The 14,876-nt window shown below is 34.7% G+C and carries 20 protein-coding genes and 1 other annotated feature; of the genes, 2 read left to right on the forward strand and 18 right to left on the reverse strand.

The genetic code is table 11. The features are described 5' to 3' along the window. Positions 1-3: 3 nt before the first annotated feature. The 3 genes from coaBC to gmk form a co-directional block, all read right to left on the reverse strand. Positions 4-1,194 (reverse strand): bifunctional phosphopantothenoylcysteine decarboxylase/phosphopantothenate--cysteine ligase CoaBC, encoded by a 1,191-nt coding sequence (coaBC, locus tag PECL_RS05060; RefSeq protein ID WP_014215518.1) that lies wholly within the window; start codon positions 1,192-1,194, stop codon positions 4-6. A 157-nt stretch (positions 1,195-1,351) separates the two neighbouring features. Further along, positions 1,352-1,561, reverse strand: coding sequence for a DNA-directed RNA polymerase subunit omega (gene rpoZ, locus PECL_RS05065; protein ID WP_014215519.1), 210 nt, complete (start codon positions 1,559-1,561; stop codon positions 1,352-1,354). A gap of 2 nt (positions 1,562-1,563) precedes the next feature. Continuing rightward, complete coding sequence (gene gmk, locus PECL_RS05070) at positions 1,564-2,178, reverse strand: guanylate kinase (protein ID WP_014215520.1); 615 nt, start codon at positions 2,176-2,178, stop codon at positions 1,564-1,566. Positions 2,179-2,324: 146 nt separating this feature from the next. Here gmk and PECL_RS05075 point away from each other — a divergent pair, with 146 nt between their 5' ends. Then, complete coding sequence (locus tag PECL_RS05075) at positions 2,325-2,660, forward strand: hypothetical protein (RefSeq protein WP_014215521.1); 336 nt, start codon at positions 2,325-2,327, stop codon at positions 2,658-2,660. Between the two features lie 98 nt (positions 2,661-2,758). Here the strand turns inward: PECL_RS05075 and recN are convergent, their stop codons facing one another. The 14 genes from recN to PECL_RS05145 form a co-directional block, all read right to left on the reverse strand. Next, positions 2,759-4,432 (reverse strand): DNA repair protein RecN, encoded by a 1,674-nt coding sequence (gene recN, locus PECL_RS05080; RefSeq protein WP_014215522.1) that lies wholly within the window; start codon positions 4,430-4,432, stop codon positions 2,759-2,761. Positions 4,433-4,449: 17 nt separating this feature from the next. Then, positions 4,450-4,908, reverse strand: a complete 459-nt coding sequence (locus PECL_RS05085; protein ID WP_014215523.1) for an arginine repressor — start codon at positions 4,906-4,908, stop codon at positions 4,450-4,452. A 2-nt stretch (positions 4,909-4,910) separates the two neighbouring features. Continuing rightward, complete coding sequence (locus PECL_RS05090; RefSeq protein WP_014215524.1) at positions 4,911-5,735, reverse strand: TlyA family RNA methyltransferase; 825 nt, start codon at positions 5,733-5,735, stop codon at positions 4,911-4,913. Next, positions 5,732-6,637 carry a polyprenyl synthetase family protein gene (locus PECL_RS05095; RefSeq protein WP_148265543.1) on the reverse strand — a complete coding sequence of 302 codons (906 nt, stop codon included), beginning with the start codon at positions 6,635-6,637 and terminating at the stop codon, positions 5,732-5,734. The genes PECL_RS05090 and PECL_RS05095 overlap by 4 nt, the downstream gene beginning before the upstream one ends. Beyond that, complete coding sequence (locus PECL_RS05100) at positions 6,624-6,857, reverse strand: exodeoxyribonuclease VII small subunit (protein WP_014215526.1); 234 nt, start codon at positions 6,855-6,857, stop codon at positions 6,624-6,626. Before PECL_RS05100 ends, PECL_RS05095 begins: the two co-directional genes overlap by 14 nt. Beyond that, complete coding sequence (gene xseA / locus PECL_RS05105; RefSeq protein WP_014215527.1) at positions 6,850-8,196, reverse strand: exodeoxyribonuclease VII large subunit; 1,347 nt, start codon at positions 8,194-8,196, stop codon at positions 6,850-6,852. Before xseA ends, PECL_RS05100 begins: the two co-directional genes overlap by 8 nt. A gap of 1 nt (position 8,197) precedes the next feature. Continuing rightward, on the reverse strand, positions 8,198-9,049 hold the full coding sequence (locus PECL_RS05110; RefSeq protein WP_014215528.1) for a bifunctional methylenetetrahydrofolate dehydrogenase/methenyltetrahydrofolate cyclohydrolase: 852 nt from the start codon (positions 9,047-9,049) through the stop codon (positions 8,198-8,200). A 185-nt stretch (positions 9,050-9,234) separates the two neighbouring features. After that, positions 9,235-9,636, reverse strand: coding sequence for a transcription antitermination factor NusB (nusB, locus tag PECL_RS05115; RefSeq protein WP_014215529.1), 402 nt, complete (start codon positions 9,634-9,636; stop codon positions 9,235-9,237). Then, entirely contained in the window at positions 9,633-10,064 is a 432-nt protein-coding gene (locus PECL_RS05120) for an Asp23/Gls24 family envelope stress response protein (RefSeq protein ID WP_014215530.1), read from the reverse strand. The genes nusB and PECL_RS05120 overlap by 4 nt, the downstream gene beginning before the upstream one ends. A 24-nt stretch (positions 10,065-10,088) precedes the next feature. Beyond that, positions 10,089-10,652, reverse strand: coding sequence for an elongation factor P (efp, locus tag PECL_RS05125; RefSeq protein WP_014215531.1), 564 nt, complete (start codon positions 10,650-10,652; stop codon positions 10,089-10,091). 112 nt (positions 10,653-10,764) lie between these two features. Further along, positions 10,765-11,052 (reverse strand): 50S ribosomal protein L27, encoded by a 288-nt coding sequence (gene rpmA / locus PECL_RS05130; protein WP_014215532.1) that lies wholly within the window; start codon positions 11,050-11,052, stop codon positions 10,765-10,767. Between the two features lie 19 nt (positions 11,053-11,071). After that, positions 11,072-11,398 (reverse strand): ribosomal-processing cysteine protease Prp, encoded by a 327-nt coding sequence (locus tag PECL_RS05135; RefSeq protein ID WP_014215533.1) that lies wholly within the window; start codon positions 11,396-11,398, stop codon positions 11,072-11,074. 15 nt (positions 11,399-11,413) lie between these two features. Then, positions 11,414-11,722, reverse strand: coding sequence for a 50S ribosomal protein L21 (gene rplU, locus PECL_RS05140; RefSeq protein WP_014215534.1), 309 nt, complete (start codon positions 11,720-11,722; stop codon positions 11,414-11,416). Between the two features lie 13 nt (positions 11,723-11,735). Beyond that, positions 11,736-11,804, reverse strand: a sequence feature (ribosomal protein L21 leader region). Between the two features lie 51 nt (positions 11,805-11,855). Continuing rightward, entirely contained in the window at positions 11,856-12,482 is a 627-nt protein-coding gene (locus tag PECL_RS05145) for a TetR/AcrR family transcriptional regulator (protein WP_014215535.1), read from the reverse strand. Between the two features lie 287 nt (positions 12,483-12,769). Between PECL_RS05145 and PECL_RS05150 the strand changes: the two genes are divergently transcribed. Then, positions 12,770-13,036 carry a SemiSWEET family transporter gene (locus PECL_RS05150; protein ID WP_014215536.1) on the forward strand — a complete coding sequence of 89 codons (267 nt, stop codon included), beginning with the start codon at positions 12,770-12,772 and terminating at the stop codon, positions 13,034-13,036. A 147-nt stretch (positions 13,037-13,183) separates the two neighbouring features. On the opposite strand, the gene PECL_RS05155 is transcribed toward PECL_RS05150, so the two are convergent. Continuing rightward, on the reverse strand, positions 13,184-14,626 hold the full coding sequence (locus PECL_RS05155; RefSeq protein ID WP_014215537.1) for a hypothetical protein: 1,443 nt from the start codon (positions 14,624-14,626) through the stop codon (positions 13,184-13,186). Between the last annotated feature and the right edge of the window lie 250 nt (positions 14,627-14,876).

A 14,876-nucleotide genomic window follows, 5' to 3' on the forward strand; every position in this document is an offset into this window, starting at 1 on the left:
CTCTTATTTCATAATTTTTTCAGCAACAACATTTAAAATTTCTCGTGCTATACTATTTTTAATTTGTTTTTTTAGCACAATTTTGTCTTTATCAGGCTGTAATAAAGTCACGGCATTATCATCTGCCCCAAACCCAATACCATTACCACTAACATCATTAGCGACAATCATATCTAATCTTTTCTTAGCAAGTTTCGTAGAAGCGTGATCGAGTAAGTCATCAGTTTCAGCTGCAAATCCCACAACCATTTTCAAAGTATCAGGTCTCTTCATATTTGCAATAACATCTGGATTCTCAACCAATTTTATTTCTAAATTCCCATCAAAATTTTCTTTTTTTAATTTATGTTGTGCCTTTTCTAATGGTCGATAATCAGAAACAGCTGCCGCCATAATAACAACGTCAGCATCTGTTACAGCCTTATTGAGACTTTCTTGTAAATCACGAACAGTTTCAATTGATTCAGATATAACTTGAGTAGGTACTTTCAAGTTGGTGGGGCCCGTAATTAAAATTACTTTTGCTCCCCTTTGAGCTGCCTCGTTTGCAATAGCATAACCCATTTTTCCAGACGAAAAGTTGCCGATGAAGCGAACAGGATCAATTGGCTCTCTCGTTCCACCAGCAGTAACAACGATCTTAAAATTCTCTAAATCCTTGGCTACCTGTTTTTCAGAATCTAAAAACTGATTTATCTGATCAATTTCTGGAAAGCGTCCCTTTCCAGTGTATCCTTCTGCTAATAATCCATCATCAGGCTCAAGAACATAAATACCATCATCTCTAAGCTGTTTTACATTGCGCTTAGTAGCAAAGTTAGACCACATATGGGAATTCATTGCCGGAATAACATAAACTGGCGAGTGGCGCGCCAAAACAATGGTACTAGCAAAATCATCCCCGATTCCATTTGCCATTTTTGCGATGAAGTTAGCAGTTGCTGGCGCCACAACTATTACGTCCGCCCAATCCGCTAACGAGACATGGGCGACAGGGTCTTCAACATTATCCTCAAAGTTTGAAAACACGTCCTCATTTGTTAAAGTTTGAAACGTTAATGGGGTGATAAAATGTTTTGCCATCTCCGTCATCACCACTCGTACTTTATTACCATTTTTTATCTGATGTCTGATTACATCGATAACTTTATAAATTGCAATTCCACCATTTAAAATAAAAAGATAGTTTTTCATTATTGAATACTCCCCTTGTCTTATTAGTGTAATTTTAACAGAAATAATTTATAAATTTGTTTTACTAGTCTTTATCTTAAAAAAATAATAAAACGACAATCAACCAATCTAGGTCAACTTGTCGTTTTAAGTCTAACTTTAAATTAATACCAGTCCATTAATCATCTACTTCGTTTGGGTCAATAATAACATCCCCTACTACCACTTCTTCTAACGCTCTACCAACGTTCTTGGTAGACTTATAACTGTCTAACATCTTAGGAGCACCCTCATCTAACTGGTGCGCCCGTTTACTAGCTAACATTATCAGTGAATAACGAGAATCCACTTTTTCTAACAAATCATCTACAGATGGATATAAAATCATAATTATAATTCCCCCAACATTTCTTGATATTCTGGATAAACACGTGTCACACGCAGATGTTCACCCTTTATAATATTCTTAATTTCATCAACTGCAACAACCAAGTCATCATTAACAACAGCATAATCATAATCACGCATTGTCTTGATTTCATCTACTGCCTTACCCATTCGTTTATCAATGGTTGCCATATCCTCAGTTCCACGATTAATAATTCGTTGCTTTAATTCTACCAAATCTGGTGGCGTTAGGAAAATAAAAACTCCATCTGGCATTTTTTCTCTGACTTGTCTAGCGCCGTTAACTTCGATTTCCAAAAACACATCTTTACCAGAATCTAAAGTCTGATTCACATACTGTAGCGGTGTCCCGTAGTAATTATCAACGTATTTTGCGTACTCTAACATTTGTCCATGCGCTATTTTATCTTCAAAGTCACTTTTTGATACGAAGAAATAATCTTCACCATTAACCTCGCCATTTCTTGGTTGTCTGGTTGTCATTGAAATCGAATATTGAAAGTCATTATCCTTTTGTTCAAAAATTGCTTTTCGTACGGTTCCTTTTCCTACTCCAGACGGTCCAGACAACACTATTAACATTCCACGCTTCGCCATTAATAAAACCCCTCAAAATAATTATGTATGCTATATATATTGCACTTTTTTCAGCTTTTTTTCAAGATAATTAAAATTATATCTTGCATTGTCGAACTAATGTTCGTATAATAGAAAATGCAAACAAACGTTCGGAGGATATAAAAATGCAAAATATTCAAGGCATCCCTTTTAAAAGAATCTCAACATCTCTAGCTAAAATTCACGATTCCTACGAAAAACTCTTTAACGTTCCAGAAGATCGTGAACAAATTCTAGCAGATCGTCCAATGCCAGAGTACCAAATTTTAGATGTGATTTCTTATTCCATTACTAACCACCTTCCTGTAAAAATACAATTAAATATTCGACAAAACATTCTTGAAGCTACAGGTTATCTTCATCAAAACAATTCAGGATCTCTGCGTTTAGTCAACCCTAATTCAGGACTAACCCACATGCTAAATATCGATACTATTCGTAGTATTAATAATTTGAATTGATTTTTGCATTTTTTCGCTAACTTATATGGAGTAAAGTGATTATTTTTCAATTTAAAAAGGATTGAATTCATAATATTCAATCCTCACTGTGTGATTTTTCAAGAATGTTCAATTGTTAGCAACTCGCGAGCATGAGCAACACTTAGTTTTGTGATCTCATTACCTGCTAGCATTCTAGCTATTTCTTGTACTCGTCCCTCATCATTTAATACCGTTAAAGTGGTTGTCGTCCGATCATTTTTGACTTCTTTTGCAACATGCAGTTGCTGATCTGCTTTTGCAGCAACCTGCGGTAAGTGTGTAATACACAAGACTTGCGAATGATTTGCAATTTCGTGTATTTTATCTGCAATTGCCTGAGCAACCCTTCCACTTACACCCGTGTCAACCTCATCAAAAATAATACTTGTCACACCATCATTTTGGGCAAAGATCGTTTTTAAGGCCAACATGATCCTTGATAATTCACCACCAGATGCAATTTTTACTAAAGGCCGTAGTTGTTCCCCTGGATTAGGCTGAATAAAAAATTCAACATCGTCTAGGCCACTCAACTCTGGACTCTTTCTTTCAGTAAATTGAACTTTAAAAATTGTATTATTCATATAAAGTTCGTTTAATTGTTCCTGCACTCTTTTTTCTAAGCTAAGAGCACTTTTTTTCCTGATTTTTGATAGCCTAATTCCCAATTTTTGCGTTTTTGCTTCTAATTCTTCAACTTGTTGACTAAGTTCATTGGCGCTGTCGCCCGTTCCAATCATTGAGTCTAGTTCCGTCTTGATTTTTTCAAAATATTCCAGTACTTCGTTTATAGAGTCTCCATACTTTCGCTTCAATTGGTGAATTAACTCTAATCTTTGTTCTACCTGGTCTAGTTCACCATTATTCCATTCAAGTCCATCGATTGCATCGCGCACAGAACTCGCAACATCCTCTAGAGAATAATATGCGTTTGATGCTTCCTCAGCCATCTTTTGATATTCAGTGCCATATTCAGCAATACTTTCAAGATCGTTCATAATGCCGCCAACTAAATCAGTAGCCGCCCCACCATCATCATTCTCAAGAGCCTGCATACTAGAGGAAAGTGCCGCAGATATTGCTTGAAAATTATTTAATTGGTCTCGCTTGAGGATCAACTCTTCCTCCTCACCACTTTTTAGATTGGCAGTGCTAATTTCGTCAATTTGGAAACGTAACATGTCAACTCTCTGATTCCACTCTTGCTCATTAGCCAACTGCTTTTTTAAGCTTTGTTTTACCGTTTGAAGTCTTGAAAAAATTGTTTGATATTCTTTCAAGACAGTTTTTATTTGTCCATCATCATATTGATCTAAGGTATCCAAGTGCTTCTCTCTATCCATTAGCTCTTGGTGCTCATTCTGACCATGAATATCAATTAAAGTATCGCCAATTAAACGTAAGCTCTGTAAATTAACAATAGTTCCATTTATTCTGCAAACATTTCGTCCATTGTTATGAATTTCCCGAGTAATAATTAATTCATCATCAGGTTCAACTCCAACCTCATCCAAAGCTTTTTCCGTATTTTTAGATGTATTTGCATCAAAAACGCCCTGTAATACAGCTTTGGTTGCACCGGTTCGAATAAAGTCACTTGACCCGCGTCCGCCAGCCAATAACCCTACTGCATCGATTATAATTGATTTACCAGCTCCAGTTTCTCCGGTTAAGGCTGTCATTCCTTTGGAAAAATCGACATCTAATTTTTCTATTATCGCAAAATCTTTAATTGAAATTTCTCGTAACATTTTAAACTCCTATTAATCTATCTGTACGAAATCATATCAGTAATTCTCTGCCTTAAACTACTTGCACGATCAGCATCATTGCAAATCACCAATACACCATTATCATCATTTAGAATGCCAAAAACAAAATTATAATTTATTTGCTTAAATGCTGCAGAAATACTAGGCCCATACCCTGGTCTCAATTCGATAAAGATCAACTTATCCTGTAACCTAATAGCTACCATAGCACGTTTTAAAAGATCAAACACCCGTTGTTCTAACTGTGATACATTGTCCTCAGGAACAGCATAGATATTTTTTCCATCACCATTAGGCACTTTTATCAATTGTAATTCACGAATATCACGAGAGATTGTCGCCTGAGTAACCTCAATTCCTGCTTGCTTAAGTGCCTTAACTAAATACTCTTGTTTTTCAATATTCTGTTCTTTAATGATATTTTTAATTATTTCATGTCGTTTGCTTTTTTGCATAATTACTCCGTTGCATTTAATTCCGCATATGCTCTATCTACCGTATTTAAGATATCCACACTAGAGTTAATCGTACCCCTTGCTCCTGGGACACTTTTTAACAAAATCAGGAATTCAATATTACCCTCTCCACCCTTTATTGGAGAAAAATCCAGTTGTTCGACATTAAAGCCTTCTTGAGTTGCCATCGCTGTCACATTTTTAAGAACCTCAATATGGGTACTTCGTTCTTTAACAATGCCATGTTTGCCGACTTTTTCGCGTCCGGCCTCAAACTGAGGTTTAACTAATGCAACAACTAATCCGTTGGGTTGAATTATATTTTTTAAAGTAGGCAGAATTAACTTGAGAGAAATAAACGAAACATCAATTGAGGAAAATTGTGGTTGTCCCTGTGTAAAGTCCTCTAACTTGCTGTATCGAAAATTAGTATTTTCCATAACAACTACTCGCGGATCCTCACGCAGTTTCCAGACCAATTGATTAGTCCCAACATCTAATGCATAACTTAGCTTAGCACCATTTTTTAACATTACGTCCGTGAATCCACCAGTTGAAGAACCAATATCTAAAACCGTTAAGCCATCAACTGTGACATCAAACACTTTTAACGCTTTCTCCAGTTTGAGACCGCCCCGACTCACATATGGCATCGGTTTTCCTTTTAAATGTAATTCAGTGTCAGAATCGATCTTAACTCCTGGCTTGTCCAATCGTTCTTCATTTTCTCCAAGTATCTCACCCGCCATAACAGCTCGCTTAGCTTTTTCACGCGTTTCAAAAAGCCCCTGTTGCACTAATAAAACATCAACTCGTTCTTTACTCATTTTATTTCACCATCAATTTTAAAATCCGATAAAAATACTTCAAGGCTATCAGTTTCAAAATCTATTCTTTCTCTAATCTGAGTAATTGCATATTGACACTGCTGAATTACCCGATTTAATTCTTTTTTAGCTCCGTCTAATCCTAAAATACTTACATACGTATTCTTATTTAGACTGACATCTTTATTAGCTGTCTTTCCAAGTTCCTTTGATGTTTTAGTGACATCCAATATATCATCAAAAATTTGAAAGGCTAAACCGAAATTCCTTCCAAACTCTTTATACCAAGATCGTAGTTCTTCAGAAATATTGGAGTTGGAAACAACAATACCAGTCTCAACTGCTAGACTAATTAACCGACCTGTTTTATTTAAATGCAGCTGCTTTAATTCAGATAATGAATACTGAATATTATTTCCTAGAATATCTTCCAATTGACCGGCAATCATACCGTCTGCACCGGCAGCTGTTGCAAACAGATGCACTAATTCTTTAATCTGTTTGCCGTCGAAGTCAGTATCAGTTAACAATTGGAATGTATACGTTAATAACGCATCACCTGTAAGTATTGCTTGCGCCTCACCAAATTTTTTATGGCTTGTTAACTTTCCCCGACGCAAATCATCGTTATCCATTGCGGGTAAATCATCATGAATTAAAGAGTAAGTATGCAATACTTCCAAGGCCATCGCTGTCGTATAAGTAGAAGTATTAATCGTACCTCCTAATGAGCGAACAACGGCTAAAAAAAGAGCTGGTCGAATCCTTTTTCCACCCGCCTCCAACGAATATCGCATCATGGTTCGTAAATCGTTGTTTAAGCTGTCACTTTCAATCTTTTGATCCATAAAATGATTTAACATTTTTAAATCAAAAATTTTATCTTTACTATTCATTGTCATTGTCATTTACTTCAAAGGCGTCTTCATCACCATTATCTTTCATAACTTTAGCAAGCGTTTCTTCTGCATCCTTCAACGAGCTCTGCAGTTCATTACTTAACTCGACTCCCTTTTGAAACTCTTTTAAAGCTTCCTCCAATGGAACATCGCCTTGTTCTAAATGAGCAACAATTTGTTGTAAATCCTGTAAATTCTCTTCAAAAGTTTTTTCTTTATCCATTTTCTAAATTTTCCTTCTCAATCTTTTTAATTTCAGCACTAGCTTCGCCATCAGAAAAATGGAGATTTATCATCATTGATGGTTTTAAATCTGTCGCATTTTTAATAACTTTATTATTACTGGTTACGTATGAGTAACCCCGCCCCATAATTTTCAAAGGACTTAAATGATCCAAGCTTTCCGCTAATGAAGCAAATCGATTATTTTTATTTAAATATTGTTGCTTTGCAGCATTTTTGTTTCGTTCACTTAAATTAATAACAGTTTGCTTTAGAAGCTTAATTCTATTTGGAAAGTCGTTATTTGATAAATATAACGACTTAACTTCAAGTGATTTTCTTTTATCCTCAAGAATATTCCGTTGATTGTCAAATAACCGTTGTTTCAGCAGATCCAAGTTTTGAACATATCCCTCATACAATCTTTCTGGATTACTAAATAAAAACGATTTTTTAATATTCTTTAAACTTTGTTTCTTTAAATCCAGTAAATTTTTAGTTGCATTGATGACCCGAATACGTTGTTGCTCAAGATTTACTAGTTCATCAGTTAAAACGGGCGTTGCCAATTCTGCAGCGGCCGTCGGCGTTGCTGCTCTAACATCAGCTACTAAGTCCGCAATTGTTGTATCAGTTTCATGTCCCACGGACGAAATTACTGGCAATTCGCTATCAAAAATCGCTCTGGCTACATTTTCTTCATTGAAAGGCCACAAGTCTTCAATGGAGCCACCACCACGTCCAATAATTAATGTGTCAAAACTTGCTAACTGATTGGCGCGCTTAATCTGTCTTGTAATGTCCGCTGAGGCACCTTCTCCTTGAACCTGAGCAGGAAACAAAACAATCTGGGCGATTGGATAACGTCGCCGCACAGTAGTAATAATATCTCTAATTACTGCACCAGACGGACTAGTGACAACGGCGATTTTTTTAGGAAATTTTGGAATTGTTTTTTTAGCAATTGTAAACAGGCCTTCTTTTGCAAGCTTTTCTTTAAGCTGTTGATACGCTTGATACAATGCACCAATACCATCTGGTTGCATATTATCAATGTATATTTGATAACCACCATTACCAGGGAAAACACTGACTCGACCACTCACTAAAACTTTCATACCTTCTTCAGGCTGAAATTTAACTTTGGAAAATGCCGATTTAAACATAACTGCATTTATCTTTGAATTTTCATCTTTCAAACTGAAATATTGATGACCTGGTCTAATTCTAAAATTAGATATTTCACCAGATAAATATATTTTTTGTAAATAAGGGTCAACATCAAATTTCTTTTTGATGTAACTCGTTAACGCTGTTACAGTAAGATATTGCTCATCCATTTTAAATACTCCATTTAGCGAGATTTACGGTTTGTTTCATTAACATTGAGATCGTCATCGGTCCCACACCCTTTGGAACAGGGGTTATGAAACTAGCGATGGATTTAACCCCTTCAAAATCCACATCTCCGGTTAATTTTCCATTTTCATCACGATCCATACCTACATCGATTACAGTAGCACCAATTTTTACTTGATCCTTTTTTATAAAGTGTGCAATTCCTGTTGCAACAACCAAGATATCTGCCTGTTTAATTATATTTGTAATATTTTTTGTATGACTATGTGCAATCGTTACAGTGGCATTTTCATTTAACAGAAGATTTGCCATTGGTTTCCCTACAATATTACTCCTGCCAACAACTACGGCGTTTTTACCGTCTAAGTCAATCGAATATTTTTTAAACATTTCCATAATTCCCATTGGTGTACATGCGATCGGAAGATGATATGTTTCCCCAGAGCTAAGTTTTCCCACATTAATTGGGCTAAAACCATCTGCATCCTTGTTAGGAGAAATTGCTTCAATGATTCTTTGTTCGTTGATTTGTTCTGGAAGTGGCAATTGAACTAATATTGCATGAACGTCTTTATCTTTATTCAAATCTGAAATCTTGATTAATAGTTCTTCTTCGGAACTATTTACTGGCATTCTAATGATTGTAGACTTTATTCCCAAGCTCTCAGCCCTTTTATGTTTATTTCTCACATAGATTTGGCTGGCTTCATCTTCACCCACTAAAATCACAACTAAATGCGGTATTAAGCCTTCATGAGATAATTTTTCTACTTCAATTTTAGTTTGCCCATCAATTTCATTCGCGAGTTCTCGTCCGTTAATTATCATCGCCATTTTAAGTCCTCCGTTCAAATTACTATCTACAATTTTATCATAGAAAACCATTCGTATTATTTTTAAAAGCAATAAACTAGTGATTAAATAAGCCCTATTAAATTATTTAATTAAAATACAAAAAAAGCATAACAAAATTGTTCATCTTGTTACACTTCTATTAATTAATCTTTTTAAAAGCCTCTTCAATCGGCAATTTTTGACAAAACGCCGTTGATAAAACTCTTAGAACTTTCATCAGTGTATTCTTTAGCTAATTCAATTGCTTCATTGATTGCAACACTATTAGGTGTTTCTGTATGGAGTATTTCAAAAGTACCCAGTTCTAGAATCGTTAAATCTGGCTTTGCTAATCGTTGAAGAGTCCAACCATCTTTTAACTTTTCTGCAACCGTAGAATCTAAATCTTCCTTATTTGAAACAATCCCAGACACTAATTGTTGAAGGTATTGTTCATTATCAGGTGCAACTGTTCTGCCATCAATAATTTGATCAGTCAACGCCTCAACATTTACATCTTGATTGGCCTTTTGTGCAAAGGCCACTTGGAAAGCCACTTCACGAACTTGATGTCTTGTTAAACTCACTTATCTTCACCATCATTTTCTGCAAAAATATCATCTGGATTAATGTCAGATTTAACTTCTTCTGGTTCCATACCAACTATTTCAACATTCACTTCATTGATTACGATTTCGGTCATAAAAAGCAGTTGCTGCTTAATTTTTTCTTGAATTTGAGCAGCTGTCTGAGGCACCGAAATACCAAAATCTAGCATCACTCGAATATCAATTACCAGACCACGATCATCTTCACTTAATCGAACCCCTTTTGGGTTAGAATCCAATCGTAAAATTGCATTAAAACTTTTGGAAATCCCACTATCAACTAAGTGCACTCCCTTAATCTGTTCAACTTCAAGTCCCGCAATTGCTTCAACAACTTCTGGGGTAATTGAAATGTTTCCATTTGAAGAACTCGTATCTGTTAATTCCAAAAATTTACTTTCTGCCATTTTTATAACCTGCCTCTTTACTAATTAAGCGCGCGAAATATAACTTCCATCTGATGTATTGATGGTTAACACATCACCTTCGTTTACAAAAAATGGAACTTGAACCACTAATCCTGTTTCCAACGTAGCCGGTTTAGAACCACCACTGGCAGTATTTCCTTTGATTGTAGGTTCTGTTTCGGTAACCTTCAAATCAATTGTGTTAGGCAATTCAACTCCCAATGATTCTGATCCATAAAATGAAATACTAACTTCCATATTTTCAATTAGATAATTTTTTTCAACCTCTAAACGTTCACTTGGAATTTCAACTTGTTCATAGGTATTGTTATCCATAAAAATATAACTAGATCCATCATTGTAAAGGTACTGCATCTTCCTAGTTTCAATGTTAGCTTGTTCCATCTTTTCACCCGCGCGGAAAGTTTTTTCCTGAACGGCACCATTGCGTAAGTTCTTTAGCTTTGTTCTAACAAAGGCACTACCCTTACCTGGCTTAACATGCTGAAACTCAACAATTCGCCAAATATTATCATCAAACTCAATTGTTAGTCCATTTTTAAAATCTGATGTTGAAATCGTACTCATATTTCCATCCTCCAATAAACTTACTTACTCAATAATATCAATCGCGCTATCATTGTACAAGCTAATCACATTAAAAAAACGTCGGATAAGATCCGACGTTTAATGCAACCGATTATTCTGCGTCTGCGACTGGATAAACAGATACTTGACGCTTGTCACGGCCTTTACGTTCGAAGCGAACAACACCTTCTGCCAAAGCAAACAATGTATCATCATTTCCACGGCCAACGTTTGCACCTGGATAAATATGAGTACCGCGTTGACGATAAATAATCATACCTGCCTTAGCAGTTTGACCATCAGCACGCTTTGTACCTAAACGACGACCTGCTGAATCACGACCATTTGATGTTGATCCACCACCTTTATGGTGAGAGAAAAATTGTAAATTCATTTCCATGGTTAGTTCACCTCCATAATTATTTAATTTTAATATATTTTCCATATGACTGACTTACATCTACAAGACCTAACCGTAAACTTTTAAGTAGAACTTGCAATTGCTCGTCCTGCTTACTGTCAATCGTTCTGGGGACGGTTACATTGAGGTAACCACCATTCGCATTATCAGAATCCACGATTAGCTTGACTCCTGTAAGCTTCTCAGCACTGTTGACAGTGTTAATTGCTAAAACAGAAATTGCTGAACAAACAATATCCGAACCATATTCCGAATAATCAGCATGTCCAGTAATTTTAAAGCCTGTAATTCGCTTTTGATTCTCAAAAACTTGTGCTTGTATCATAAACTCACACCCGAATTATGCGTTAATTGAGTCGATCATAACCTTAGTATATGGCTGACGATGACCAGTCTTTGTATGTTGGTTCTTTTTAGCTTTATACTTAAATGTTGTAATCTTCTTTTGCTTGCCTTGTTTTTCAACTGTTCCAGCAACTGAAGCTCCATCAACAACTGGAGTACCAACTTTAGTAGTATCGCCACCAACGAAGACAACTTGATCAAAAGTAACTTTTTCGCCTTCAGCAACATTCAGCTTTTCAACAAAGATCGATTGACCTTCTTCAACTTTAAACTGCTTGCCACCTGTTTTAATAATTGCGTACATAACGTGCACCTCCTTGTTTTCTAATACTCGCCGAAATTAAGTGCTATGCTTTAAAACTCAATTCGAGCGGTTGTAGCGCAGAGTTCACGCAACGTTAATCATGATAACTCACTTTACGACTGGACGTCAAGCCTTATTCAGTAAAAAAATTCAATGGGTGCATTTCATTCTGTCGTGTTGGTGCTTTTAATACTTGGGCCGTAACTCCTGCCATATAATGTGGTGTATAAACCATTCCGGCCGATAACCAATCAATAATCATACCTACCAAACCATGTACATAAAAAGAATTTATTGTAGCCAGTGGATATCCACCAACGTTCATTCGGCTTTGAAAATACTTGGTAAATTGATTGAGATATAAATTAATTGTATTTTCAATAGCCTGAGCAAATCGCCCTTGTTCATCATTACATAATAGAACCGTATACATTTGATAATTAACAGCAATATTATCGAAAAGAGCCCCAATCGACATAACATAAACCTCATGTGACTTTATATCATCCACTGGAATTCTTCCTCTTGCATCAAGAATAACTGAACTAAAAAGGCCCACTACAATATCCTGAAGCGTTTTTTCGACGAAATCATCTTTATCCGTAAAATGTGAATAAAAAGATCCCCTTGTTATTCCTGCTTCATCGGTCAACTGTCGTACATTTAAATCTTCAACACTATATGTTTTTAACAAGTTAATTAAAGCAACTGTTAACTTCTTTTTAGTTTTTAGCACACGTGGATCACTCGAATTAACCATACTTCTCACTCACTTTTCTAGAACTTATCCTAAGTATAGTCAATAAACCATTTTATTTCTATTAAGTTGGCCCTTCAGCATGTAATTTAGAAACATTAACGAACTATGCTTTTATTCATGTCAGAAAACCTATAATTTTATCTATGAAATAAACTTTATATTTTTCACAAAATTTATTTTCGCGTATACTAATCACAACTTATCCGCAGAGGAGGGTTAAATTTTTGGTAAACTGTTTACTATTTTAAATCGTGATAAATAATTTAACTTAGGAGATGTTTTAAAGTATGAAACAGGAAAGTATTTCAATCAAAATCATTGGTCGTTTAGCATCGTTTTTATCAGTTTTAATGTATGTATCCTATATTCCTCAAATTTTTGCTAATTTAAATGGTTCATATGGTAATCCCATTCAGCCCCTTGTCGCAGGAATAAACTGTACCGTTTGGACCTATTATGGATTGTTCAAAGCCAATCGTGATTGGCCCATTGTTATTGCAAATTTGCCTGGAATAGTTCTGGGCTTTTTCACCTTTTTTACAGCGTTACATTAATTAACATTAAACTCACTCAGCATACCAATAATGTTTAACATTAATGTACTTTAAATTATTGAATTGACGTTAAAGAAATAAGAAGCACTTTGTTAATTGAAATTCGATTTAGAAAAAAAGCGATGACCTATTTACCATCGCTTTTTTCTATGCCCCATTATTCCGATACTTTATTCTTTTTATTTTCATAATTTGGTTTGCTAGCTGTTTCCAATCCGAATCATGAACAGGATCTTGTAAAATAACTTGTGGCAAATATACATTTGCCATATAAGAGTCAGATATATATAAATCTGTCCTTGAAAAAACGGTACTATCAATAACGATATTAAGTGATACTAAATCCATCAAGCGACTTTTAACATATTCCGTGTACAATGTTCCTTGTGAAAAATCAACTGTGATAAAAACTGTGTCCATAAATGCATTAGCCGGAATTGTGTCAACTAGGCTGAATAAAAAATAATAATAAATCTGGTTAACATTTTCAAACAATAATTCACGCTCTAGTTTACTTAATACAAACTTAATTTCTTTTGTCGCTATTGCGTCAATATTAGGGTAAACATCATGAAAAAATGATGTTTTTTTGTGATCAAAAAAAGTGGACCCATTAAAAAATGGAAACAGTGCTCTAAAATTAATCATGTCGAAGGATTTTTCAAGCTTAACTCTGTTAAAACTAATATCAACCTCATCATCAACGATTTGCATTTCTAACTTTGTCATTCTGGTAATATCTATTCTAAAATCTGATGTAAAATCTTGTGTATTCACTCTAATTATTTCATTAATCATCATAGATCCAACTAAGAATTCAGTTTCCTCACTTAATCTCAAATCGTTAATTTGATAAATTTCTTCTAAAATTTTTTTTATTTCCAAAATATAATAGTTTTGATCATTAATTATTCCAAGTGTAAACTGTTTACCACTATCTATTCTAATATTTTGAATTGCTAAGATGTATCGCAGCTGTTCAATTTGTGTCGGCGATAGCTGTTTTAAAAAGATCAATCGCAATTGACTTAATAACTCCTTAACATTTACTAGGTACTCCGAAAAAGGAAAAATAATTCCGTTAAAAAAATAATAGTACACATCAAAAATTGTTTCACGAACTTCTAATTCTGAAGAATTTTTGTCAAAATGAAATATATTATATAAGACTCTATTTATTTCAGAACTCATTCGATAGAAATATGACCGACTTATATGAGATCTTTCTATAAAATGACGTTTGGATTCATGTTCTTTTCCAACTAACAAGTAATCAAATATAGCAAAACGAACTGACTCTTGTGCATATTTGCATCTGAGCTGTCTCAATCCAAGCGAGCTTATGTTTTTGAACAGAATATATCCCTTATAAAATAACAACTCTGGTTTTGGACTACCATCAAAAATATTTGATTGTAAATCTTGTGACAATTTTTCAACCAGTTGTCCAAGCTTATATTCACTAATTTTAAGTTCGAAAACAAAATTCAATGTAATTGGTACATCATTGCCAAAATCTAATCCCAATTCATAAAGGGTCAGGCACTTTGCCTGTTCTTCGTCCAGCAATCCCATGAATTCTTTGTTCATAGACATCCACTCCCAAATTTGGTATACACACGGTAATTATACAAACCTTAGGTATATCTTAATGTTAAATAGCAAAATAAAATTCCCAATAATTATTGATTTTTAATTGAAATTTGGGATTGTTTTTTAACGACTTTCATCAACGTTCTTTAGGTATTTTATTTTTTGTCTAAAAGATACCTATTAATTTCATCATAATATTATAATAAAGTTAATACGCTATAAGCTATACTTAAATAACTAAAAAAAG

Origin of the sequence: Pediococcus claussenii ATCC BAA-344, from assembly GCF_000237995.1 — a bacterium.
GTDB lineage: Bacteria > Bacillota > Bacilli > Lactobacillales > Lactobacillaceae > Pediococcus > Pediococcus claussenii.

Bases quoted from the DNA above. Each gene is read 5' to 3' on its own strand.
- coaBC (WP_014215518.1), bottom strand. From the start codon at position 1,194: ATGAAAAACTATCTTTTTATTTTAAATGGTGGAATTGCAATTTATAAA.
- rpoZ (WP_014215519.1), bottom strand. From the start codon at position 1,561: ATGATTTTATATCCATCTGTAGATGATTTGTTAGAAAAAGTGGATTCT.
- gmk (WP_014215520.1), bottom strand. From the start codon at position 2,178: ATGGCGAAGCGTGGAATGTTAATAGTGTTGTCTGGACCGTCTGGAGTA.
- PECL_RS05075 (WP_014215521.1), top strand. From the start codon at position 2,325: ATGCAAAATATTCAAGGCATCCCTTTTAAAAGAATCTCAACATCTCTA.
- recN (WP_014215522.1), bottom strand. From the start codon at position 4,432: ATGTTACGAGAAATTTCAATTAAAGATTTTGCGATAATAGAAAAATTA.
- PECL_RS05085 (WP_014215523.1), bottom strand. From the start codon at position 4,908: ATGCAAAAAAGCAAACGACATGAAATAATTAAAAATATCATTAAAGAA.
- PECL_RS05090 (WP_014215524.1), bottom strand. From the start codon at position 5,735: ATGAGTAAAGAACGAGTTGATGTTTTATTAGTGCAACAGGGGCTTTTT.
- PECL_RS05095 (WP_148265543.1), bottom strand. From the start codon at position 6,637: ATGACAATGAATAGTAAAGATAAAATTTTTGATTTAAAAATGTTAAAT.
- PECL_RS05100 (WP_014215526.1), bottom strand. From the start codon at position 6,857: ATGGATAAAGAAAAAACTTTTGAAGAGAATTTACAGGATTTACAACAA.
- xseA (WP_014215527.1), bottom strand. From the start codon at position 8,196: ATGGATGAGCAATATCTTACTGTAACAGCGTTAACGAGTTACATCAAA.
- PECL_RS05110 (WP_014215528.1), bottom strand. From the start codon at position 9,049: ATGGCGATGATAATTAACGGACGAGAACTCGCGAATGAAATTGATGGG.
- PECL_RS05120 (WP_014215530.1), bottom strand. From the start codon at position 10,064: ATGGCAGAAAGTAAATTTTTGGAATTAACAGATACGAGTTCTTCAAAT.
- efp (WP_014215531.1), bottom strand. From the start codon at position 10,652: ATGAGTACGATTTCAACATCAGATTTTAAAAATGGACTAACAATTGAG.
- rpmA (WP_014215532.1), bottom strand. From the start codon at position 11,052: ATGGAAATGAATTTACAATTTTTCTCTCACCATAAAGGTGGTGGATCA.
- PECL_RS05135 (WP_014215533.1), bottom strand. From the start codon at position 11,398: ATGATACAAGCACAAGTTTTTGAGAATCAAAAGCGAATTACAGGCTTT.
- rplU (WP_014215534.1), bottom strand. From the start codon at position 11,722: ATGTACGCAATTATTAAAACAGGTGGCAAGCAGTTTAAAGTTGAAGAA.
- PECL_RS05145 (WP_014215535.1), bottom strand. From the start codon at position 12,482: ATGGTTAATTCGAGTGATCCACGTGTGCTAAAAACTAAAAAGAAGTTA.
- PECL_RS05150 (WP_014215536.1), top strand. From the start codon at position 12,770: ATGAAACAGGAAAGTATTTCAATCAAAATCATTGGTCGTTTAGCATCG.
- PECL_RS05155 (WP_014215537.1), bottom strand. From the start codon at position 14,626: ATGAACAAAGAATTCATGGGATTGCTGGACGAAGAACAGGCAAAGTGC.